The sequence below is a fragment of the Streptomyces sp. NPDC088923 genome, assembly GCF_044749745.1.
In the GTDB taxonomy this organism is placed as follows: Bacteria; Actinomycetota; Actinomycetes; order Streptomycetales; family Streptomycetaceae; genus Streptomyces.
Genome location: NZ_JBIVIO010000002.1, coordinates 736,692 through 758,364, shown reverse-complemented (window position 1 = coordinate 758,364; position 21,673 = coordinate 736,692). Strand labels below are relative to the sequence as shown.

The following is a 21,673-nucleotide window of genomic DNA, read 5'->3' as shown; positions in this document are numbered from 1 at the left end:
CCCGGCACGAGGACCACCGGCACCACCGGTGGCCGTGCGCCGACGGCGGGCCAGGTGCGTACGGGCTGCACGTCGCCGAGCCCCGAGGCCGTGAGCGCGGACGCGGGAGCGGGCGGGGCGGCCTCGCCCTCTCCGGGGCCGGAGGGCTGGAGGGGGACGGTCCCGGCGGAGACGGAGGCTGGGGACGGGGTGGCCGTGGACGGTGGGGTCGTGAACGGCGGTGCGGTGGTCAACGGTGCGGCACCCGCCTCCGCCAGCGCCGCGCGCAGCTCCGTCGCCGTCGCGGCGATCACGCGCCCCGGGGGACCCGTCCTCGTTCCGGTGGGTGGCCCCCACGGCTCCCCCGGCGCCAGCGCCGCGGCTCCCGTGTAGATGGCGCCGGAGTCCTGCCCCGCCACCGCCTCCGCCACGGCGGCCTCGCCCGCGGTGACTCCCCCGCCGACCGCGAGCACGCCCGGGCCCGTCGCCCCCGCCACATGGTCGCGCGCCCCGGTGTCCGGCAGCGGCGCGCGCCCCGTGTGGTCCGCCCACGGCGTCCCGGCGAGCCGGGGCGCCGCCTCGGTGACGAGCTCTGGCAGCGCGTGCGCGGAGCGCTGGGCGCCCGGGCGGACGGCCACGGGGGTGCCGGCGGGGGGTGTGCGGGTCGTGTGCGCGGGGCGGACCTGGACGGGGACGGCGGTGGGGACGAGGGGCCCGGTGCCCGCGTGGTGCGCGGCACTCGTGTGCCGTACGGGACGTGCGAGGGCGTTGAGCGAGGGGCGGGCGACGGCGGCCCGTACCGGCTCGGGGCGCCGGCCGGGCAGCGGGTAGGTGCCGTGCGCGAGTGCCCGCCGCAGTCGGTGCTCGTCGAGCGGCCCGGAGAAGGCGAGGCCCTGCGCGTGGGTACAGCCGAGGGCCTGGAGGACGGTGACCTGTTCGGCGCGGTCGACGCCCTCGGCGACGGTGTAGAGGCCGAGGTCGGTGGCGATCCTCAGCACCCCGGCGGTGATCTTGTAGTGCCGGGCCGAGTCGACGACTCCTCCGACGAGACCGCGGTCGAGGGTGAGCGCGTCGACGGGGAGGCGGCGCAGCGCCTCGATCGTGGCGTGACCCGCGCCGAAGCCGTCGAGCCCGACCCGTACGCCGAGCCTGCGCAGCACGTTGAGACGCCGTTCGAGGGCTTCGAGCGGGACGCGGGGGTCGTCGAGGCGCACCGCGATCTGGAGGGCGCCCGAGGGCAGCGCGTACCGCGTGAGCAGCGCTTCGACGGAGGTGAGCGGCGTGGCCCGGTCGAGCAGCGCGCGAGCCCCGAGCCGCACCGAGACGGGTGTCGTGTGGCCCTCGCCGCGGCGCTCGGCGGCCTGCGCGACGGCCTCGCCGAGCAGCCAGCGGCCGAGCGCTCCGCCGCGTTCGCCGTCGCCGGGGCCGCGCAGGAACTCCTCCGGCGTGAAGAGGATGCCCTGCGCGGAGCGCCAGCGGGCCTCGGCGGTGACGACGTCGACGGCACCGGTGTGGAGGCACACGACGGGCTGGTGCAGGAGCGCGAACTCGCCCTCGTCGAGGGCCGTGCGCAGTCGCCCGGCGAGGGCTGTGCGGCGCGCGGCGTCGGTCTGGAGCTGGGGGACGTACAGCTCGACGCGGTCCTTGCCGAGGCCCTTCGCGCGGTACATCGCGAGGTCGGCGTTGCGCAGCAACTCGCCCGCGCCCAGGCCGTTCTCTGCGAAGGCGACACCGATCGACGCGGCGATGCGCACGTCCTGGCCCTCGATGGAGTACGGGAGCGAGAGGGCGACGCGGAGCCGTTCGGCGAGGTCCTTGATCTGCTGCTCGCGGGCGGCGGCGTCCCGGTTGCCGTCGCCGACGATGAGGGCGGCGAACTCGTCGCCGCCGAGCCTGGCGGCGGTGTCCCCCGAGCGCACCGACTCGTGGAGCCTGCGGGCGGCCTGGACGAGGAGTTCGTCGCCCGCCTGGTGGCCGATGGAATCGTTGACGCCCTTGAAGCCGTCGAGGTCGATGAAGAGCACGGCGACGCCGGTGTCACCGCTGCGGCGGCCCTTGAGCGCGCGGCGCACGCGGCGGGTGAAGAGGGCCCGGTTGGGCAGGTCGGTGAGCGGGTCGTGCTCGGCGTTGTGCTGGAGCTGGGCCTGGAGACGGACGCGTTCGGTGACGTCGCGGCTGTTGAGGATGAGGCCGCCGTGCAGGCGGTTGACGGTGGACTCGACGTTGAGCCAGTCGCCGCAGCCGGACTTGAAGCGGCACTCGATGCGCGTCGTGGGCTCGGAGGCCGGGTCGGCGGCGAGGAACCGGCGGATCTCGTGGACGACTTGGCCGAGGTCCTCGGGGTGGATGAGGGAGGCGAGCTCGCAGCCGAGCATGGACTCCGCCTCCCGCCCGTAGACGCCGCTCGCCGCCGGACTCACGTACCGCAGCACCCCGCTGGGCGCGACGATCATGATGACGTCGCTGGAGCCCTGGACGAGCGACCTGAAGTGCTCCTCCTTGTGGGCCAGTTCCCGCGTGAGGGAGATGTTGTCGACGAGCATGATGCCCTGGCGCAGGACGAGGGCGAGCACGACGGTGCAGGCGGTGATGAGCACGACGCGGTCGACGCTGGGGGCGTTGACGGCGCTGTAGAGGAGGCCGAGGGTGCAGACGGCGGCCGCGAGATACGGGGTGAGCGCGGCGAAGGTGCTGACGCGCGCGCGCGTCGGTGGTGGGGTCCTGACCGGTTCCTCGGCCGGGGCGCGCCGCGTGGAACGGACCCAGGGCGCGTACGCGAGGAGCAGCGAGCCCGCGAACCAGCCCGCGTCGAGCAACTGCCCCGAGCGGTAGCTGTCGCGCAGCAGCGGCGAGGTGAAGAGCGCGTCGCACAGCACCGTGAGGGCGAAGGCGCCGACGGCCGTGTTGATCGCGAACCTGCCCGCCGCGGAGCGCTTGAAGTGCAGGGCGAGCACCATCGAGACGAGCGCGATGTCGAGGAGCGGGTACGCGAGCGAGAGCGCCGCGCGGGGCACGCTCTCGCCGCGGAACTGCGTCGTGTGGGCGAGCGCGAGGCTCCAGGAGAGCGTGAGGAGCGAGCCGCCGATGAGCCAGGAGTCGAGCGCGAGGCAGGCCCAGCCCGCGCGGGTGACGGGTCGTTTGGCGAGCACGAGGAGCCCGACGATGGCGGGTGGGGCGAAGAGGAGGAAGAAGAGGTCGGCGAGACCGGGGACGGGCACGCTCTGCTGGAGGACGACCTCGTACCAGCCCCAGACCGCGTTGCCCCCCGCGGCCATCACCGAGGAGAAGGCGAAGAGGAGCCAGGCGGGCCGGAAGCGGGTGCGGCCGCGGCGCGCGTAGAGCACGCAGGAGACGCAGGCGACGACCCCGGCGAGGCTCAGCCCGAAGTCGCCCATGAAGGCGGCGACCCTGGGCGAGCCCCAGCCGAGGACCGCGCCGACGGCGTACCCGGCGCTGAGGAGGGCGAGCAGGAGCTGGCCCACGAGGCCGGGCGCGGGACGCCTGGGCCCGCGTTGCCCGGGGTCCGCGCCGGCACCGGGGCTCGCGCCGCGCACGGCCTGGCGGGCGTTCACCGGACCGCTCCTGTGGGCGGGATGAGGACCCGTCCGGTGGAGGGGCAGGAGGCGGTGCGTCCGGGCAGCGGCTCGCGCCCGCCGCGCGGTGCGGGGCGGACCCCGCGCTGTGTCGGCCGCGCCCCGTACGTGCTCGGCTGCCGTGTCTCAAGGCCCCGCATGCCCCGTCGCCCCCTCGGTGTCCCTGTCTCCGGCGTCCTCGGCCCGGCCGCCCGGCGGCTCGTCCCCGGCACCGTCACCGTCCGCGACGGCACCCCTGCGCCGACGATACACCAGAACCGTCACAGAGCGACATAGTATCTCTACTCTCTGTGACTATCCGGATGCGTCGCCTACGGTACGGGGCGATGCGTGCGCGGTACGTGCCGGTAGCCGGTCCGCTGGTTCCGTTCCCGACCCATGGTGGGGCGAAAACCACCCACGGGGGGCCGGAACGGAACAAGCACGCCCGCACGGGGACGGCGCGGGCGGGAGGGGCGGCAGGGGCGCCGGGGGTGTCGCGGCGCCGCTTGCCGGGGAGGACCCGGGTTTCAGCCGCGCGCCGTCAGGACGATGTTGTCCGGTTGTTCGCCCGCGGCGAAGCGGGTGAGCTGACGGGCCAGGAGCCGCTTCGCGCGGGGCTCGAAGGCGGAGGTCGAGCCGCCGACGTGCGGGCTGACGAGGACGCCGGGCGCGTGCCACAAGGGGTGCCCGTCCGGGAGCGGTTCGGGGTCGGTGACGTCGAGCGCCGCGTTGACGCGCCCCGTGGCGACCTCGGCGAGAAGCGCCTCCGTGTCGACGACGGGACCGCGCGCGACGTTGACGAGCAGCGCGCCGTCCTTGAGCCGCGCGAGGAACTCCGCGTCGACGAGGCCGCGGGTCTGTTCGGTCAGCGGCGTCGAGAGGATCACGACGTCGGCCTCGGGCAGCAGCGCGGGCAACGCGGCGAGCGGATGCACGTCACCGCGCTCCGTGGCACGCGCGGAGCGCGCGACGCGCAGGACCCGCGCACACTCGAAGGGCGTGAGCCGGTCCTCGATCGCGGCGCCGATCGACCCGTAGCCGACGATGAGCACCGTCCGGTCGGCGAGCGCCGGGTAGAAGCCGGACCGCCACTCCTCCACGCGCTGCCCCTCCACGAAGCGCGGGATGCCGCGCAGCGAGGCGAGGGTGAGCGCCAGGGCGAGTTCGGCCGTGCTCGCCTCGTGGACGCCGCGCGCGTTGCACAGCACGACGCCCTCGCGCAGCCCCGCGACGGCCGGCGCGACGTTGTCGGTGCCCGCCGAGAGCGTCTGCACGACGCGGACGTTCCTCATGGCGGGCAGCGGGCGCAACGCGACGTCGGTGCCGCTCAGGTAGGGCACGACGTAGAACACGCAGTCGGCGGGGTCGGCGGGGAACGCCCGCGCACCGTCCCAGCGGCGGTACGTCAGTCCTGATTCCTTCTCGCCGGGCAGGCCCGGGATCTGGTCGGCCGGATAGGGAAGCCACACATCGCCTGTCATGGTCAGGAGGCTAACGACCGCGGGAGGGCGCCGGGGAGGCCGGGGCGGGACGCGCGCGGCGCTGCGGTTAATTTGGTGCGCGTACGTGCGGCGGGGAGGAAAGACCAGGTGGAGCGCAGGACGGTCGGCTCCGGGGCGCTGCGCGCGGGCGCTGTGGGTCTCGGCTGCATGCCGATGAGCTGGGCGTACACGCGTTCGCAGCGCTCGGGCAGCGAGTCGGAGCGGACGGTGCGGACCGCTCTCGACCACGGCGTGACGCTCTTCGACACGGCCGATATGTACGGGCCCTTCACCAATGAGCTGCTGCTCGCGCGGGCGCTCGGCGCGCGGCGCGGGGAGGCGCTGGTCGCGACGAAGTGCGGGCTGCTCGTGAGCGACGGACACCTCGTCGCGAACGGCCGCCCCGACTACGTACGGCGCGCCTGCGACGCCTCGCTGCGGCGGCTGCGCACCGATGTCATCGACCTGTACCAATTGCAGCGGGCCGATCCCGAGGTGCCGGTCGAGGAGACGTGGGGCGCGATGGCCGGACTCGTCGCGGCCGGCAAGGTCCGCGCGCTCGGGCTGTGCGCGCACGACGCGCGGGCGGTGCGCGACGCGACGGTACGGGGCGAGGCCGCGCGCGGGGGTGCCGCCTCGCGCGGGGGCACGTCGCGCGAGGGCGGCGTGACGGTGCGGACGGCGCGCGGCGTGCTCGCGGCGCCGCGCGAGGCCCCGTACGCGCCCACCGTGCGGGTCCTGGAGCGGGTGCAGCAGGTCTTCCCGGTGAGCGCGGTGCAGGCGGAGTTGTCGGTGTGGTCGCCCGAGGCGCTGCGGGTGCTGCTGCCGTGGTGCGTGGCGCGCGGCGTCGGCTTCCTCGCGGCGCGCCCGCTGGGCAGCGGCTACCTCACCGGGACGCTCACACCCGGCCAGGGCTTCGAGCCGGACGACGTACGGGCCAGGCACCCGCGTTTCACGGCGGAGATGATGGCCGCCAACCAGCCCGTCGTCGCGGGCCTGCGCCGCGTCGCCGCGCGCCACGGCGCGACGGTCGCGCAGGTCGCCCTCGCCTGGGTCCTCGCCGCCGACCCGCGCGTCGTCGCGCTCCCCGGCACGAAGCGCGCCCCCTTCGCCGCCGAGAACGCCGCGGCGTCGGCGCTGCGCCTCGACGAGAGCGACCTGCGCGAGATAGCGGCGCTCCCGAGGGCGCGGGAGAGCTGGGACGCGTGGGGGTGACAGGTGCCGCGACGACAGGTGACGTGACGGCAGGTGACGTGGCGGCAGGTGACGTGGCGGCAGGCGAGGCGGGCGGCACGTCGCGAACGCGGCGACCCGCCCCGTACCGCGCGACGTCGCGTGCGCCGATCCGCCCCGCACCGCGCGACGTCCCGCCCCGTTCCGCCCCGCGACGCGTCTCACCGGGCGACGCGTGTGCCGCGCGACGCCCCGTAAGCCGTGCCGCGCCGTCATGCTGGGAGCAGGCGCGGGAACGCGTCGTGTGGATGTGACCGGGCGAGCCCGACCGAGAGGACCGATTCGTGCGAGGCATTCCGTTTACCCGCGCCGCGCTGGCCGCCGCCGCTGCCCTGCTGCTCGCGAGCTGCTCCTCGGGCTCGGACGGCTCGTGGGACCCGATCCGCGGCGCGTCCCCGTCCGGCGCGGCGAGCACCGGGTCCGGGGCGAGCGGCGCGCCCCGGGGAACGGCGTCGGCGAGCCCGTCGGCGGCGCCCGCGAAGGGCTCGGTCGAGGTGGTGCGCACCGTCGCCGAGGGGCTCAAGGCGCCGTGGGCGCTCGCGCCGTTGCCCGAGGACGGGCTGCTCGTCTCCTCGCGCGACAACGGCCAGATCCTCCAGATCGACACCGCATCCGGCGAGAAGAGTGTCGCGGGGACGGTGCCGGGCGTCGTGCACGAGGGCGAAGGCGGCCTGCTCGGGCTCGCGGTGTCGCCCGGCTTCGCGACGGACCACCTGGTCTACGCGTACTTCACGACCGCCTCGGACAACCGCGTCGCGCGGATGCTCTACGACGCGAAGAAGCCCGCCGGGCAGCGCCTCGGCGCCCCGAGCACGGTGCTGCGCGGCATCCCGAAGGGCGTGACGCACAACGGCGGCAGGATCGCCTTCGGCCCCGACGGGATGCTCTACATCGGCACGGGCGAGACCGGCGACCGGGGCCTCGCGCAGGACCGGAAGTCCCTCGCGGGCAAGATCCTGCGCGTCAACCCCGACGGCACCCCCGCGCGCGGCAACCCCGACCCCGAATCGCCCGTGTGGTCCTGGGGCCACCGCAACGTGCAGGGCTTCGCGTGGGACCCGGCGAAACACCTGTGGGCCTCCGAGTTCGGCCAGGACACGTGGGACGAGCTGAACCTCATCGAGCCGGGCAGGAACTACGGCTGGCCCGACGCGGAGGGCAAGGCGGGCAAGTCCGGTTTCCAGGACCCGCTGGAGCAGTGGAAGACGGCAGACGCCTCGCCGAGCGGCGTCGCGTGGGCCGAGGGCTCCGTGTGGCTCGCTTCCCTACGCGGCGAACGCCTGTGGCGCGTACCGCTCGACGGGACGAAGGCGGTCGCGAAGCCGCAGGCGTTCCTCAAGGGTGAGTACGGCCGGCTGCGCGCCGTCGTCGCGGCGGGCGGCGACAAGCTGTGGCTCCTCACCAACGAGACCGACTCGCGCGGCACACCGTCCAAGGGGGACGACAAGATCCTGGAGCTGCGGGTGAGGTGACGTCGCCGTGCCCCGTCGGCCGGTGCCTCAGATCCGCCAGGCTCCCGGGTCCGTCACCGCGCGCGGCTTGGGGGCCGGCGCGTCCGGGGTCTCCTCGGGGGTGTTCTCCGTGGTGGGCGGGACGAGGCCGCTCCTCGCGACCCGGACGGTGACCTTGCCGGAGCGCAGGTCGATGGGGCCGTGGCCGGGGTCGCCGTCGCCGACGTCCTCACGGGTGAGTTCCAGGCGGCTGTGTTCGTCCTCGGTGTGCTTGCGGCCGGGATTGAAGAGCATGTCGAACGCGCTGAACACGGTGGGCCTCCCGCCTCGGGCAGGGTGCCCGCTCTGTCAGCGTAAGCCCGTTCGAGTGAAGGCGAGAGGGCGCGCGAGGCGCTGTGTCTTATACCTCCTCTCGGTGTCCTCTACCTCCTCGCGGTGTCCTCTGCCTCCTCGCGCTCGGGGAAGAGCCGCAGCCGGTGCGCCACGGCCGCCGCCTCGCCCCGGCCCGTCACGCCGAGTTTGGCGATGATGCGCGAGACGTGGACGCTCGCCGTCTTCGGCGAGATGTAGAGCGCTTCCGCGATACGGCGATTGCTGTGCCCGCCGGCGACGAGGCGCAGCACCTCGCTCTCGCGCGCGGTGAGGCCGAGGGTCTCGGCGGGCGGGGCGGCGGGTTCCGCCGGGGTCTCGGCCGCGGGGAGCAGGCGCCCGCGCCGGGCCAGCTCGGCGGCCTCGCGGGCGAGCGGGCGGTAGCCGAGGGCGTGGGCGGCCTCCTGGACGGTGGTGAGGGTGCGCGCCGCACGGTCACGCTCGCCCGCGGCGAGGAGCGACTCGACGAGGTGCAGCCGGATACACCCCCTCTCGTACGGACGTTCGAGAGCGTCGAAGGCGGTGGACACCTCCTCCCAGTCGGTGACGGTGTCGTCGCCCCGCGCGCGCAGCAGTTCGGCGCGCAGCCACGCGGCGTGCGCCTGCCACAACGCCACGGGCGTGGGCATGCGGCGTGCGACGGCGGCGAGGCGGCCGAGGGCCGCGTCACGGCCCGCCGCGGCGGCGGGCAGCCCCCGCGTGGTGGCCTCCAGCCGGGCGGCGGCGAGCAGGACGGGCCACGCGTGGCGGTGGGCGTCGGCGGGGAAGCCCTCCCGCAGCGCCTCGTCGACGAGGGCGCGCCCGGCCGCGACGTCGCGCGCCTCGGTGGCGAGCCGGATGCCGAGGGAGAGCAGAGGGAGGCGGCGCTGCGGGGCGCGGCCTTCGGACGCGGCGGGGTCCCGCAGCGTCTCGTACTCCTCGCGCGCGCTCGCCGTGTCGCCCGTACGCAGGGCGAGGAGTCCGCGCGTGAGGCCGACGAGGCCCCGGACGACCGCGCCCGCGCCGGGCTGGTCGGCGCGACGCAGGGCTTCCTCGGCCTCGGCGTGGCGGCCGAGCGAGAGGAGGGACTCGGCGGCGTTGGACCACGTGAACGCGGCGCTGCCCACGAGTCCGTGGCGGGCGCAGACCTCGGCGCCCTCGACGGCGACGCGCGCCGCCTCCGCGGAGCGGCCGATGCCTTCGAGGACGGAGGGCAGGTTGGCGTGGGAGCGGGCGATGTGATCGGGGGTCGCGAGCGCGAGGGCGCGTTCCTTCACCTCGTACAGCTCGGCGAGGCCGCCCTCGATGTCCCCGGCGCCGACGCGGAGCACGCCGCGCGTGACGCGCGCGGAGAGTTCGATGTGGACGGCGCCGACCATGCGGGCGTAGGCGACGGCGCGTTCGGCGGCGACGAGGCTGTCGGCTCCGGGCTTGTTGACCATCGACCAGCCCGCGAGGTGCGCGAGGACTTCGGCGTGGGTCTCCGAGGGCGGCAGTCCCCGGACGAGTTCTTCGGCACTGCGCAGTTCGGCGCCGCCGTCGCTGCGGCCGAGGGCGGTGGCGAGCTGTGAGCGCCGGGTCCAGAACCAGGCGGCGCGCAGCGGGTCAGGCTCGTGCTCCAGCAGGCGCAGGGCCCGTCCCACGAGCGTGTGGGCGCGCCCGGCCTCGCCGCACAGGCGTCCGGCGGTGACGGCGTCGGCGAGGAGGTCGAGGGGCGCGGGGGTGCCGGCCTCCGGTTCGGGCACCTGGTCGCGCAGTTCCAGGGCGCGGCCGAGGTGGTGGAGCTGTTCGGCGTAGGCGTGCCGGGCGCGGGCGCTCGCGGCGGCGCGCAGGGACGCGGGCAGGGCCTTGGCGGGCTCGCGCGCGGCGTACCAGTAACCGGCGAGGCGGGCGTCGAGTTCCTCGGCGCGCACGAGGTGCGGGACGGCCTCGACGGTCTCGGCGTAGCGGCGGTTGAGCGCGGCGCGCTCGCCCGGCAACAGGTCGTCGCTGACGGCTTCGCGGACGAGCGAGTGCCGGAAGCGGTAGCCGTCGCCCTCGGGTGTGGGGCTCAGCAGGTGGGCGCCGGTCGCGGCGCGCAGCGCGTCGAGCAGTGCCTCCTCGGGCACCTGGCTGACGGCTGCGAGCAGCGGGTGCTCGACGGCGGAGCCGCCCTCGGCGACGAGGCGCAGGACCCGTCCGGCGTCCGGCGGCAGGGCCTCGACACGGACGAGGAGCAGTTCGCGCAGGTTCTCACTGAGCCCCGGGCGGTGCCCCGCGCGCAGGGATACGGCGAGTTCCTCGACGAAGAAGGCGTTGCCTTCGGAGCGCCCGTATATCTCGTCGACGAGCGCCGCTTCGGGTTCGGCGCCGAGTATCCCGGCGAGTTGACGGCGTACGTCGGCGTGGCCGAGGCGCGCGAGGTCGATACGGCGCACGGCGCGCAGCCGGTCCAGCTCGGCGAGCAGCGGCCTCAAGGGGTGCCGGCGGTGCAGGTCGTCCGAGCGGTACGTGGCGAGGAGCAGCAGCCGTCCGGCGCGCAGCGTGCGCAGGAGGTGCGCGTACAGGTGGCGCGTCGAGGCGTCCGCCCAGTGGAGGTCTTCGAGTACGAGGACGAGCGGGCGCGCGGCGGCGAGTTCCTCCAGGAGCCGCGTGACGTGGCCGAAAAGGCGCGCGCTGTCCTCGGCGGAGTGCGGGTCGCTCGACGGACCGGGCATGTCGGCGGGTCCGGTCCCGGTGGGTGGCGCGGCGGTCTCGGGGAGGAGCCGGGCGAGGTCGGCGCCCATCCCGGCGCCGGCGCGCGCGAACTCCTCGGGCAGCGCGGCACGCAGCGCGCGCAGGGCCGCGGCGAAGGGCGCGAACGGCAGCCCGTCGCCGCCCATCTCGACGCAGCCCCCGACCGCGACGAGCGCCCCCGCGCGCCGCGCCGCGCGCGCGAACTCCTCGACGAGCCGCGTCTTGCCGACCCCCGCCTCCCCCGCGAGCACCAGCGCGCGCGGCCCGTCCGCCTCGGGCGCGGACACCTCGCCGAGCGCGGCGGCGAGCACACCCGACTCGGCGTCACGTCCCACGAAGACGGGGCTGAGCGACTGGTTCTGCACGCGTCCGAGCATCGCACAGGGGTACGACAACGCCGCCGCGCGCACCACGGGCCCCCCGTGCGCCGGGCCCGCGCTCACCCCCGTACCCCCTGCGCGGCACGCACCCGCAGAATCCGGCGCAGTACTCGTACGACCCTCGCCGCCCGCCACCCCGACGCGACGTCGCGTGGCCCCGAGGCGACGTCAAGCGCCCCGGAGGCGACGTGCCGCCGCGCCGTCACGTCGCGTCCCCGTGCCGAGCGGCGACGCGTCGTCCGCGCGCGCCGCGCCCCCGCTGCCGCCTCCTGCCTCAGCACCGCCGCGCGGGCCTCCTCGCGCAGTTGCGCCGCCCGCATCCGGTACGTGTCGTAGTCGTAGCCCCACATGTGCGCCCCCTGGACCGTGCCGCGACGCTTCTCGCCGCGGCGTGGTGCCAGCCTCCGCGCTGAGGCGGGCGCGAGGCGTCGGCCGATCGCCCACGACGGGGAACGCGGGAGCCTCAGCAGGGGCGGCGCGGTGCCTTACGCGCGGTGCCAGGAGGGCTTACGCGCGCGGCTCGTCGTCCTCGCGCGCGTCCCACTCGTGGGCCAGTACGGCCCAGCCCTCCATGTCGTGGCGCACCCCGCCCCTCGGACTGCTCTCCCTGAGGACCGCCTCGCGCGTCATACCGAGGCGGCGGGCGACGGCGGTGCTGGCGGTGTTCGCGGCGGCGGCCCACCACTCGATACGGTGCATGCCGCGCTCGTGGAAGGCCCAGTCGGCGAGGACGCGGCAGGCGCGCGTGATGAGGCCGCGCCCCGTACCGGCGGGTTCGAGCCAGCAGCCGATCTCGCAGACGCCCGTCCTGGCGTCGAAGACGCGGAAGAGGACGCCGCCGACGAGCGTGCCCCCTCCCGGTTCCGCGCGGCCGGTCCATATCCCGTACAGGAAGCCCTCGTCGGCGACGCGCTTGACGCCGTACCTCCGCAGCAGTTCGCGCGCCGTGTCCTGTGAGACGACGGCGTCGACGAAGCCGATGTACGTGCCGATGAAGTCACGGCCGCGCTCGACGTGGGCGAGGAACTCCGCGGCGTGCCAGGTCTCCAGGGGCCGCAGTTCCGCGCCGTCGTCTCCGAGCGGGATGGCGAACAAGATGCCTCCAGGCGGGGCGGGGGCCGGTCAGCCGGCCCGTACCCGGTCGTCCTCGTGGACGGACGCGTCCCCGCGCCCCTCCCCGTCCGCCGGACACGGACGGGGCACGACTCTAGAGGCGCCGTCTTCGTCGGACACGGGCTTTTCGATCGTGAGCCGGGGCAACCACCGGTCGAGCCACTTCGGCAGCCACCAGTTCGCGTCCCCGAGCATGTGCATGAGCGCGGGTACGAGCAGGGTGCGCAGCACGAAGGCGTCGAGGGCGACGGCGACGGCGAGTGCGATGCCGAACATCGAGATGACGCGGTCCCCCGAGAGCACGAAGGCGAGGAAGACCGAGATCATGATGACGGCGGCCGAGTTGATGACGCGGCTCGTCTCGGCGAGGCCGACGCGTACCGCGCGGCGGTTGTCACCGGTCTCGCGCCACTCCTCGTACATCCGGCTGACGAGGAAGACCTGGTAGTCCATCGAGAGCCCGAAGAGCACCGAGACCATGATCACGGGGAGGAAGGGCTCGATGGGTCCGGAGGCGCCGAGGCCGAGCAATTCGCTGCCCCAGCCCCACTGGAACATCGCGACGACGACGCCGAAGGCACCTGCGACGGCGGCGATGTTCATGACGGCGGCCTTGAGCGGGATCGCGAGCGAGCGGAAGGCGAGCAGCAGCAGGACGGAGCCGAGGGCGATGACGATGCCGAGGAACATCGGCATCTTCCCGACGATGAGCCGGGCGAAGTCGTCGTACCCGGCCGTGACGCCGCCGACCGCGACGTCGAGCGAGGTGCCGCTCTCCGCGCGCGGCAGGACGTCGTCGCGCAGCCGCTCGACGAGCGCGCTGGTCTGCTTGGACTGCGGCGAGGAGGTGGGCACGACGGTGAGGTACGCGGCGTCGCCGCGCTCGTCGTACGTGACGGGGCTGACGGAGGCGACGCCCCGCACCTCGGCGAGGTCGCCGTGGAGCCGGTCGAGCGCCACCCGGTCCTGCGCGCCCTCGACGTGCGTGACGAGGGTGAGCGGTCCGTTGGCGCCGGGCCCGAAGCCCGAACCCGCGCCGCCGTCGCCCGCGAGGAGGTCGTACGCCTTGCGCGTCGTGGACGTCGCGGGGTTGTTGCCCTGGTCGGAGGTACCGAGGTGGAGGGAGAAGGTGGGCAGGGCGAGCAGCGCGACGACGGCGACGGCGCCCGCGCCGAGCAGCCGGGGATGCCGTTCGACGAACGCCGACCAGCGCGCCGCGAAGCCGCTCGGCGTCTCCGGCTCGGGCCCGCGCTCGGCGAGCCTGTGCCGCTCGCGGCGGCTGAGGGCGCGGGCCCCGGTGTACGAGAGGAGCGCGGGCAGCAGCGTGACCGAGGCCGCGACGGTGAGCAGCACGGTGAGCGCGGCGGCGATCGCGACGCCGTTGAGGAAGGAGAGCCCCAGGACGAGCATCCCGAGCAGGGCGACGCACACGGTGGCCCCGGCGAACACGACGGCGCGCCCGGTCGTCGCCGTCGCGTCGACGGCGGCCTTGTCGGGGTCCGCGCCGCGGCGCAGGGCTCCGCGGTGGCGGGTGACGATGAAGAGCGCGTAGTCGATGCCGACGCCGAGGCCGACGAGCATCCCCAGCATGGGCGCGAAGTCGGCGACGGTCATGGCGTGGCCGAGCAGCGTGATGGCGCTGTAGGCGGTACCGACGGCGACGAGTGCGGTGGCGATGGGCAGGAGGCTCGCGAGGAGCGAGCCGAAGGCGAGGAACAGGACGACGGCGGCGACGCCGACACCGATCGCCTCGCTCAGGTGCAGCCCGGAGGATTCCGTGGTCGCGACGGCGCTGCCGCCCAGTTCGACCTGGAGGTCGGGGCCGGCCGCGTCCCGCGCGGTGTCGACGACGGCCCGCGCCTGTCCGGCGGGGAGGTCGTCGGCGGACTTGTCGAAGGTGACGGTGGCGTACGCGGTGTGCCCGTCGGCGCTGACGCCGCCGCCCTCGCCGGTGCCCTGGTAGGGGCCCGCGACGGCGGAGACGCCGGGCAGGTCCGCGAGGTCGTCGAGGGTACGGCCCATCGTCTGCTCGACGGCGGCGGCACGGACGGAGCCCACGTCGGTGTGCCAGACGACGGTGTCGCTGTCGCCCGCGAGCCCTGGGAAGTTCTCCTCCAGGAGCCGCGTCGCGCGGCCCGACTCCGTGCCGGGGGCGTCGTAGTCGTTCGAGTACGCGGAACCGGCGAACAGCCCGCCCACCGCGGTGCCCGCGAGCACGACGAGCCACAGGACGACGGTGAGAAGACGGTGCTTGACGCACCAGCGGGCGAGTGCTGCCACGGACGGCTCCCTGGGGGCTTCGTGGACGTGCGGAGGGGGCCACATGGCGCGATCGCGACGGCGGACGCCAAGGGGGCAGACCCCGAAACCGGCCTGGAGCGGGCGGTTTCGGACACTGTGGCAGCAAAACCTGATCGTTTGACCGTTTCGTGTGCCGCCTCACAGTGCCTTATTCCCGCCCTACGAGACTTTTTCGGGTCGAGGGGCGCTTCACACCCGGAGAGCGCACACCCGTACGCCCGAAAAGCGCCCGGCGCACACCCGTACACTCAACCCGCTCAGCGAACACCTGTGCACCGAGTTGATTCAGTACACACGCGTCCACCGAACCTGTCGAGTGCACACTCGTATGCTGAAAGGGGCGGCTTCCCACCTCGCAGTGGGAAACCGCCCCTGGTGGGCCCTCGGAGAGGCCCGGTGGCGAATGACTCGGTCCGCGGCTCGCCGGCGTTGGCTCGCCGGCGTCGGCTCGGTGCCTACTCGCTCACCCCGAGCTTCTCCAGGATGAGCTGCTTGACGCGGGCCGCGTCGGCCTGGCCGCGGGTCGCCTTCATGACGGCGCCGACGAGCGCGCCGGCCGCGGCGACCTTGCCCGCGCGGATCTTGTCGGCGATGGCCGCGTTGCCCGCGATGGCCTCGTCCACGGCGGTGCCGAGGGCGCCCTCATCGGAGACGACCTTCAGACCGCGCTTCTCCACGACGGTGTCGGGATCGCCCTCACCGGCAAGCACGCCGTCGATGACCTGACGGGCGAGCTTGTCGTTGAGGTCGCCCGCGGCCACGAGCGCGGTGACGCGCGCGACCTGCGCGGGGGTGATGGGCAGCTCGTCGAGCGCACGGCCGGACTCGTTGGCGTTACGGGCCAGCTCGCCCATCCACCACTTGCGGGCCTGGTCGGCGGGGGCCCCGGCGTCGATCGTCGCGACGATCGGGTCGAGGGCGCCGGCATTGAGCATCGACTGCATCTCGTGCGCCCCGACGCCCCACTCCTCGCGGAGCCGGTTGCGGCGGGTGAGCGGCAGCTCGGGCAGTTCCCCGCGCAGCTCCTCGACCCACTCCTTCGGCGGAGCCACGGGCACGAGGTCGGGCTCCGGGAAGTACCGGTAGTCCTCCGCGTTGTCCTTGATCCGCCCGGAGGTCGTGGAGCCGTCCTCCTCGTGGAAGTGACGGGTCTCCTGCACGATCGCGCCCCCGGAGGAGAGCACGGCGGCGTGCCGCTGGATCTCGTAGCGGGCGGCGCGCTCGACGGAGCGCAGCGAGTTGACGTTCTTCGTCTCGCTGCGGGTGCCGAGCGGCTGGGTCCCGTTGGGGCGCAGCGACAGGTTCACGTCGCAGCGCATCTGCCCCTTGTCCATCCGCGCCTCGGAGACACCGAGCGAGCGGATGACCTCGCGCAACTCGGCGACGTAGGCGCGGGCGACCTCGGGGGCACGCTCCCCGGCTCCCTCGATCGGCTTGGTGACGATCTCGATGAGAGGGATGCCCGCGCGGTTGTAGTCGAGGAGCGAGTGCGAGGCGCCGTGGATGCGTCCGGTGGCGCCGCCGATGTGGAGGGACTTGCCGGTGTCCTCCTCCATGTGGGCGCGCTCGATCTCCACGCGGAAGACGCTGCCGTCCTCCAGCTGTACGTCGAGGTACCCGTCGTAGGCGATGGGCTCGTCGTACTGGGAGGTCTGGAAGTTCTTCGGCATGTCCGGATAGAAGTAGTTCTTCCGGGCGAAGCGGCACCACTCGGCGATCGAGCAGTTGAGGGCGAGGCCGATACGGATCGCCGACTCGACGCCGATGGCGTTGACCACCGGGAGCGCGCCGGGCAGGCCGAGGCAGGTGGGGCACGTCTGCGCGTTGGGCTCGGCGCCCTGAGCGGCGGAGCACCCGCAGAACATCTTGGTCCTGGTGCCGAGCTCGACATGGACCTCCAGGCCCATGACGGGGTCGTAGGACGCGAGGGCGTCCTCGTACGGCACCAGGTCAGCGGTGACGGTCACGGTGAAACTTTCCCTCTCAGCCCAGCAGGACGTCGTCGTCACCGAGGCGCTTCAGCTCCCGGTAGAGGATGGCGACCCCGGTGATGATGCCGACGCCGGTCACGACCGCGTCGACCAGGCGCAGCTTGTCGCCGTCCTGGCGGGCGCGCTTGACCTGCTTCACGACGTTGATCGCGCCGAAGGCGGTGGTGCCCATCGACACGTACGTGCCGGTCTTCGACTTCTTGAAACCCTTGGCCTTGCTCAGTGCGTTGCTCACAGCGACGGTGCCTCCTCAAGCAGCGGGTGCCCCCAGCGTTCCACGAAAGCGGCCTCGACGGCGGCTCCGACCTTGTAGAGACGCTCGTCCTTCATCGCCGGGGCGACGATCTGGAGCCCGACCGGGAGCCCGTCCTCCGGCGCGAGGCCGCAGGGCAGGGACATCGCGGCGTTGCCCGCGAGGTTCGCCGGAATGGTGCACAGGTCGGCGAGGTACATCGCCATCGGGTCGTCGCTGCGCTCACCGATCGGGAAGGCGGTGGTGGGCGTCGTGGGCGAGACGATGACGTCGACCTGCTCGAAGGCGCGCGCGAAGTCCTGCGTGATGAGTGTGCGGACCTTCTGGGCGGAGCCGTAGTACGCGTCGTAGTAGCCGGAGCTGAGCGCGTACGTGCCGAGGATGACGCGCCTCTTGACCTCGGGCCCGAAGCCCTCACCGCGCGTGATGGCGGTGACGTCTTCGGCCGAACGGGTGCCGTCGTCGCCGACGCGCAGCCCGTACCGCATGGCGTCGAAGCGGGCGAGGTTCGAGGAGCACTCGGAGGGGGCGATGAGGTAGTACGCGGAGAGAGCGAGGTCGAAGGACGGGCAGTCCAGCTCGACGATCTCCGCGCCCAGCTCCTTGAGCAGCTCGACGGACTCGTCGAACCGCTGCACGACACCGGCCTGGTAGCCCTCACCGCGGAACTGCTTGACGACGCCGACGCGCATCCCGGCGACGCTGCCGTTGCGCGCCGCCTCGACGACGGGCGGGACGGGAGCGTCGATGGAGGTCGAGTCGAGCGGGTCGTGGCCCGCGATCACCTCGTGGAGGAGGGCCGCGTCCAGGACCGTACGGGCGCAGGGGCCGCCCTGGTCGAGGGAGCTGGAGAAGGCGACCATGCCGTAGCGCGAGACACCGCCGTAGGTCGGCTTGACGCCGACGGTGCCGGTGACGGCGGCGGGCTGGCGGATGGAGCCGCCGGTGTCGGTGCCGATCGCGAGCGGCGCCTCGAAGGAGGCGAGGGCGGCGCTGGAGCCGCCGCCGGAGCCGCCCGGGATGCGGGTGAGGTCCCAGGGGTTGCCGGTGGGACCGTAGGCGCTGTTCTCGGTGGAGGAGCCCATAGCGAACTCGTCCATGTTCGTCTTGCCGAGGATGACGACGTCGGCGTCCTTGAGGCGCCGGGTGACGGTCGCGTCGTACGGCGGGACCCAGCCTTCGAGGATCTTCGAGCCGACCGTCGTGGGCACGCCCTCGGTCGTGAAGATGTCCTTGAGCGCGAGCGGCACGCCGGCGAGCGGGCCGAGCTTCTCACCCCGGGCGTGCTTCTCGTCGACGGCGCGGGCCTGCGCGAGCGCGCCCTCGCGGTCGACGTGGAGGAAGGCGTGGACCTTCTCGTCCACGGCCTCGATCCGGGCGAGGTGGGCCTCGGTGACCTCGACCGCGGTGAGTTCGCCGGAGGCGATCTTCTCCGCCGTCTGCGCGGCGGTGAGCCTGATGATGTCGGTCATCGCGTCAGTCCTCCCCGAGGATCTGGGGAACCTTGAATCGCTGCTGCTCCTGCGCGGGGGCCCCGGAGAGCGCCTGCTGGGGGGTGAGCGAGGGTCGGACCTCGTCCGCGCGCATGACGTTGGTCAGCGGCAGCGGGTGAGAGGTCGGCGGTACGTCCTGGTCGGCGATCTCGGAGACGCGGGCCACCGCGCCGAGAATGTCGTCCAGCTGTCCTGCGAAGTGCTCCAGCTCCTCCGCGGACAGCTCCAGGCGCGCCAGCCGTGCGAGGTGAGCTACCTCCTCGCGCGTAATGCCAGGCATGCGGCGATCCTTCTGGGGTCTCGGTTCATGGACTACGGGGGCAATCCTATGGCCGAGCGGGAGGGGGGTGGGGCGGGCGGGGGTGGGGGCGGGCTTGGGGGGCGGGGGTAAGGGTGGGGCGATAACGGCGGGGCGGGGCGGGGGGTGGTGCGGGGACGCGGGGGGCGGGTGTGTGGGCTGGCGCGCGTACGCGAGGTGAGCGCAGCCCCCGCCCTCCCAGGGGGGCGCCCCGTAACCAGTCTTTCAGCCCCCGCCGCCCGCCCCGCACCAATTCCCCGCATCTGTGGATAACTTCGCCGTTCCCGAAAAAGCTCTCACTCTTACGGGTTGTGGAAATATTCGGCCCGAAGCACGGCCCGCCGAGGTGTGCCATTGTCATCCCCAGTGCATGAACCGGTGCCTCACCCAAGCACCAAGCACAGTGCTTCCGTCCGGCCCACCCCAGGCTCCACATCAAGGGGAGGGCGACGAGGGTTACCGGTTCAGCCCGCCGTGGTCCCACCTCCCCGGACCTGTGGCGGGCACGCCGCGCGGGGCTCGCGACCGCGTGCGGCGCCACGTGCACGCAGCCAGGCGGTGGTCTCCTCCGGGGGCATCGCGGCCGAGACCAGCCAGCCCTGGACTGCGTCACAACCGAGGTCTCGCAACCTCTCCCACGTCTCGTCGTCCTCGACGCCCTCGGCGACGACGACGAGACCCAGGGAGTGGGCGAGGTCCACGGTGCACCGCACGATCTCGGCATCCTCGGTGTCGATGGCGAGGCGGGCGACGAACGAGCGGTCGATCTTCAGCTCGCTCACGGGGAGGCGGCGCAGGTGGACAAGGGAGGAGTAACCCGTGCCGAAATCGTCGAGAGACATCTTCACGCCGTGCCCGGTGAGGCCGGCGAGGGTGTCCGCCGCACGCTGGGGATCTTCGAGGAGTACGTGCTCGGTGATCTCCAGCTGAAGGGCGCCCGGCGGGACGCCGTGCCGCGCGAGGCGTCCCGCAACGGCCCCCGCGAAACCCGGGGTGTGGACGTCACGGGGAGAGACGTTCACCGCGACAGGGACGTACAGTCCCTGCGCGCGCCACCGCGCGACCTGGCCGAGCGCGGTCTCCAGCACGTACTCCGTGAGGTACGGCATGAGGCCGCTGCTCTCGGCGATGGCGATGAACTCGTCCGGCGGCACCTTCCCCCGCTCCGGGTGCACCCAGCGCACGAGCGCCTCCAGGCCCGCGACCTCGCCGTCGAAACGGACCTTCGGCTGGTAGTGCAGTTCGACGTCGCCGGTGTCGAGCGCGCGGCGCAGGTCACCGAGGAGGCCCAGCCGGTCGGGGGTGTTGGAGTCGCGCTTCGACTCGTAGACCTCGACGCCGGTGCGGTCGCGCTTGGCCTGGTACATCGCCACGTCCGCGCGGCGCAGCAGCCCTTCCGCGTCGAGGGCGTGGTCGGGGAAGACGGCCACGCCGGCACTCGCTTCCAGGACGAGGGTCAGCCCGTCGAGGTCGAGGGGCGAGCCGAGTTCACCGACGAGGCGGCGGGCGAGGCGCTGGGCGGCGGTGGTCGAGTCGGCGGCGGGAAGGAGTATCGCGAACTCGTCGCCGCCCAGCCGGGCGGCTTCGGCGTCGCGGGGCAGTGAGATCCGCAGCCGCTCAGCGACCTGGAGGAGGAGGCGGTCACCCGCGAGGTGACCGAGTGTGTCGTTGACGGAGCGGAAACGATCGAGGTCGATCAGGAGCAGCGCGGTCCGGCCGCCCTCCCGTTCGGCGGCGTCGAGCGCGGTCCAAATGCGTTCGAGGAGCCACTGACGGTTGGGCAGCCCGGTGAGGGGATCACGCAGTTGTTCCTCGGCGCGGGCGTGCGCCATCCACAGGGAGGTGTCGAGGGCGTAGAGAGGGATGGCGAACAGGGGCAGCAGAACGGGCCGGTAGGCGGCGACGACGCAGATGAGGGGGGCGATGCCGAGGAGGGCGACGGCGACGAGGAACTGCCGGTTCACCGCGGTACGGGTGGCGGTGGGCAGGCGCGGGACCCGGTGGGTGTGGAGCAGCCACAGCAGGAGGCGGGTGACCAGGAGGTACGCGAGGCCGGTGAGGAGGAGTTCGGGGGCGGTGTAGAGGTCCCAGCGTTCGGGGTGCCAGTGCTGCTCGACGCTCGGCACGACACCGCAGGCGGCGAGGGCGAGGGCCCCGGCGACGGTGCCGAGGACGTCGACGGCACCGTGCAGGACGCCGCGGCGCCAGCGGTGCCTACGGGCCAGGCCGACGAGGACGACGACGGTCAGGCTCACGAGGACGGCGGGCAGCCAGCCGTACAGGAGCAGCACGGCGAGGGTGAGCGCGGCACCGGAGCCGGTGCCGCCCCACCAGCGGTCCCGGCCGAGGGCGACGAGGTGGCCGACGATGAGCCCGGTGAGCACCGCGAGGGACCAGCCGTCGACACCACCGGGGAAGAGTCCGTGCCGGGTACCGAGGGCGCGCACGACCCCCGTACCGAGGAGCGCGGCAGCGAGCGCCACGACGGCCGCGGGCAAGGCGGGCAGCACGCGCCCGGACACCGCCCCGACCCCCCTCGGCCGGATCACCCCGCCCCGAAACGCGCCTGCCGCCCTGCCACCGGTGACGCCCTCGTGGGCGCCGCCGGCTATACCTCCGTACATTCCCCGCTCTCCGCCCTCGGCGTCGTTCCCCCGCGCACGTGCCTTGCCCCCACGCGCTCCGCGACGCTCCGTCCCAGGCGCCTCCGCCCGGCTCCCGCGCGCTACGGACTGCCGCCCACCTCCTACGGGCTGAGGCCCAGTCGCCCCCGATACATCCCCCCGCACTGCCGACTCAGGCCCACGCACGACCGGTTCGGGCCCACGCACGACCGGTTCAGGCCCACGCACGACCGGCTCGGACCCGCGTATCACCGGCCCCGGCTCACGTGGCCCAGCCCCCGCCACGGACCCACCTCCGCGCACGCTGGAGGCACCCGCCTCGAAGTCCGGCCTGGCCGGCCCCCTCAACGGTCCCGTACCGCCGGCGGACGGTGCGGGCCGGTGCGGGAGGGAGGGGCGGGGACCAGCGGGCTCGGGTGGGTCGGGGGCGTCGGTCGG

Annotated in this window: 13 protein-coding genes and 1 pseudogene; 2 read left to right on the top strand and 12 right to left on the bottom strand. The window is 73.9% G+C overall.

Annotation, left to right across the window (positions count from 1 at the left end; genetic code table 11):
- Window positions 1–770: 770 nt before the first annotated feature.
- Window positions 771–3,551: pseudogene (locus ACIP4O_RS14575) on the bottom strand (putative bifunctional diguanylate cyclase/phosphodiesterase); the annotation flags it as partial.
- Window positions 3,552–4,081: 530 nt separating this feature from the next.
- Window positions 4,082–5,035, bottom strand: a complete 954-nt coding sequence (locus ACIP4O_RS14570) for a 2-hydroxyacid dehydrogenase (protein WP_401574793.1) — start codon at window positions 5,033–5,035, stop codon at window positions 4,082–4,084.
- A gap of 108 nt (window positions 5,036–5,143) precedes the next feature.
- On the opposite strand from ACIP4O_RS14570, the gene ACIP4O_RS14565 reads away from it, so the two are divergent.
- Together ACIP4O_RS14565 and ACIP4O_RS14560 are read left to right on the top strand one after the other, a co-directional pair.
- Window positions 5,144–6,250 carry an aldo/keto reductase gene (locus ACIP4O_RS14565; RefSeq protein WP_401574791.1) on the top strand — a complete coding sequence of 369 codons (1,107 nt, stop codon included), beginning with the start codon at window positions 5,144–5,146 and terminating at the stop codon, window positions 6,248–6,250.
- A gap of 302 nt (window positions 6,251–6,552) precedes the next feature.
- Window positions 6,553–7,740, top strand: coding sequence for a PQQ-dependent sugar dehydrogenase (locus ACIP4O_RS14560; RefSeq protein ID WP_401574790.1), 1,188 nt, complete (start codon window positions 6,553–6,555; stop codon window positions 7,738–7,740).
- Between the two features lie 27 nt (window positions 7,741–7,767).
- Here ACIP4O_RS14560 and ACIP4O_RS14555 read toward each other — a convergent pair whose 3' ends face one another.
- From ACIP4O_RS14555 to ACIP4O_RS14510, 10 genes are all read right to left on the bottom strand, one after another.
- Window positions 7,768–8,031 (bottom strand): DUF6191 domain-containing protein, encoded by a 264-nt coding sequence (locus ACIP4O_RS14555; RefSeq protein ID WP_401574789.1) that lies wholly within the window; start codon window positions 8,029–8,031, stop codon window positions 7,768–7,770.
- A 110-nt stretch (window positions 8,032–8,141) separates the two neighbouring features.
- The gene (locus tag ACIP4O_RS14550; RefSeq protein ID WP_401574788.1) at window positions 8,142–11,159 is read right to left on the bottom strand and encodes an ATP-binding protein; all 3,018 of its coding nucleotides are present in this window, start codon (window positions 11,157–11,159) and stop codon (window positions 8,142–8,144) included.
- A 62-nt stretch (window positions 11,160–11,221) separates the two neighbouring features.
- A complete protein-coding gene (locus ACIP4O_RS14545; RefSeq protein WP_401574787.1) occupies window positions 11,222–11,512 on the bottom strand; it encodes a hypothetical protein in 291 nt (96 codons plus the stop codon).
- A gap of 157 nt (window positions 11,513–11,669) precedes the next feature.
- Window positions 11,670–12,257, bottom strand: a complete 588-nt coding sequence (locus ACIP4O_RS14540) for a GNAT family N-acetyltransferase (RefSeq protein WP_401574786.1) — start codon at window positions 12,255–12,257, stop codon at window positions 11,670–11,672.
- A 27-nt stretch (window positions 12,258–12,284) separates the two neighbouring features.
- Window positions 12,285–14,555, bottom strand: coding sequence for an MMPL family transporter (locus tag ACIP4O_RS14535; protein ID WP_401574785.1), 2,271 nt, complete (start codon window positions 14,553–14,555; stop codon window positions 12,285–12,287).
- Window positions 14,556–15,031: 476 nt separating this feature from the next.
- Entirely contained in the window at window positions 15,032–16,543 is a 1,512-nt protein-coding gene (gatB, locus tag ACIP4O_RS14530) for an Asp-tRNA(Asn)/Glu-tRNA(Gln) amidotransferase subunit GatB (RefSeq protein ID WP_401574783.1), read from the bottom strand.
- Between the two features lie 16 nt (window positions 16,544–16,559).
- Entirely contained in the window at window positions 16,560–16,802 is a 243-nt protein-coding gene (locus tag ACIP4O_RS14525; protein WP_361334431.1) for a hypothetical protein, read from the bottom strand.
- A complete protein-coding gene (gene gatA, locus ACIP4O_RS14520) occupies window positions 16,799–18,292 on the bottom strand; it encodes an Asp-tRNA(Asn)/Glu-tRNA(Gln) amidotransferase subunit GatA (RefSeq protein ID WP_361334428.1) in 1,494 nt (497 codons plus the stop codon). The genes ACIP4O_RS14525 and gatA overlap by 4 nt, the downstream gene beginning before the upstream one ends.
- 4 nt (window positions 18,293–18,296) lie before the next feature.
- Window positions 18,297–18,593 (bottom strand): Asp-tRNA(Asn)/Glu-tRNA(Gln) amidotransferase subunit GatC, encoded by a 297-nt coding sequence (gatC, locus tag ACIP4O_RS14515; RefSeq protein ID WP_007821802.1) that lies wholly within the window; start codon window positions 18,591–18,593, stop codon window positions 18,297–18,299.
- Between the two features lie 482 nt (window positions 18,594–19,075).
- Window positions 19,076–21,235: a putative bifunctional diguanylate cyclase/phosphodiesterase gene (locus tag ACIP4O_RS14510; protein WP_401574782.1), complete on the bottom strand. Its 2,160-nt coding sequence runs from the start codon at window positions 21,233–21,235 to the stop codon at window positions 19,076–19,078.
- Between the last annotated feature and the right edge of the window lie 438 nt (window positions 21,236–21,673).

Excerpts from the sequence above, each read along its gene's own strand:
- gatA (WP_361334428.1), bottom strand. The coding sequence starts at position 18,292 with ATGACCGACATCATCAGGCTCACCGCCGCGCAGACGGCGGAGAAGATC.
- ACIP4O_RS14570 (WP_401574793.1), bottom strand. The coding sequence starts at position 5,035 with ATGACAGGCGATGTGTGGCTTCCCTATCCGGCCGACCAGATCCCGGGC.
- ACIP4O_RS14510 (WP_401574782.1), bottom strand. The coding sequence starts at position 21,235 with ATGTACGGAGGTATAGCCGGCGGCGCCCACGAGGGCGTCACCGGTGGC.
- ACIP4O_RS14550 (WP_401574788.1), bottom strand. The coding sequence starts at position 11,159 with ATGCTCGGACGCGTGCAGAACCAGTCGCTCAGCCCCGTCTTCGTGGGA.
- gatC (WP_007821802.1), bottom strand. The coding sequence starts at position 18,593 with ATGCCTGGCATTACGCGCGAGGAGGTAGCTCACCTCGCACGGCTGGCG.
- ACIP4O_RS14545 (WP_401574787.1), bottom strand. The coding sequence starts at position 11,512 with ATGTGGGGCTACGACTACGACACGTACCGGATGCGGGCGGCGCAACTG.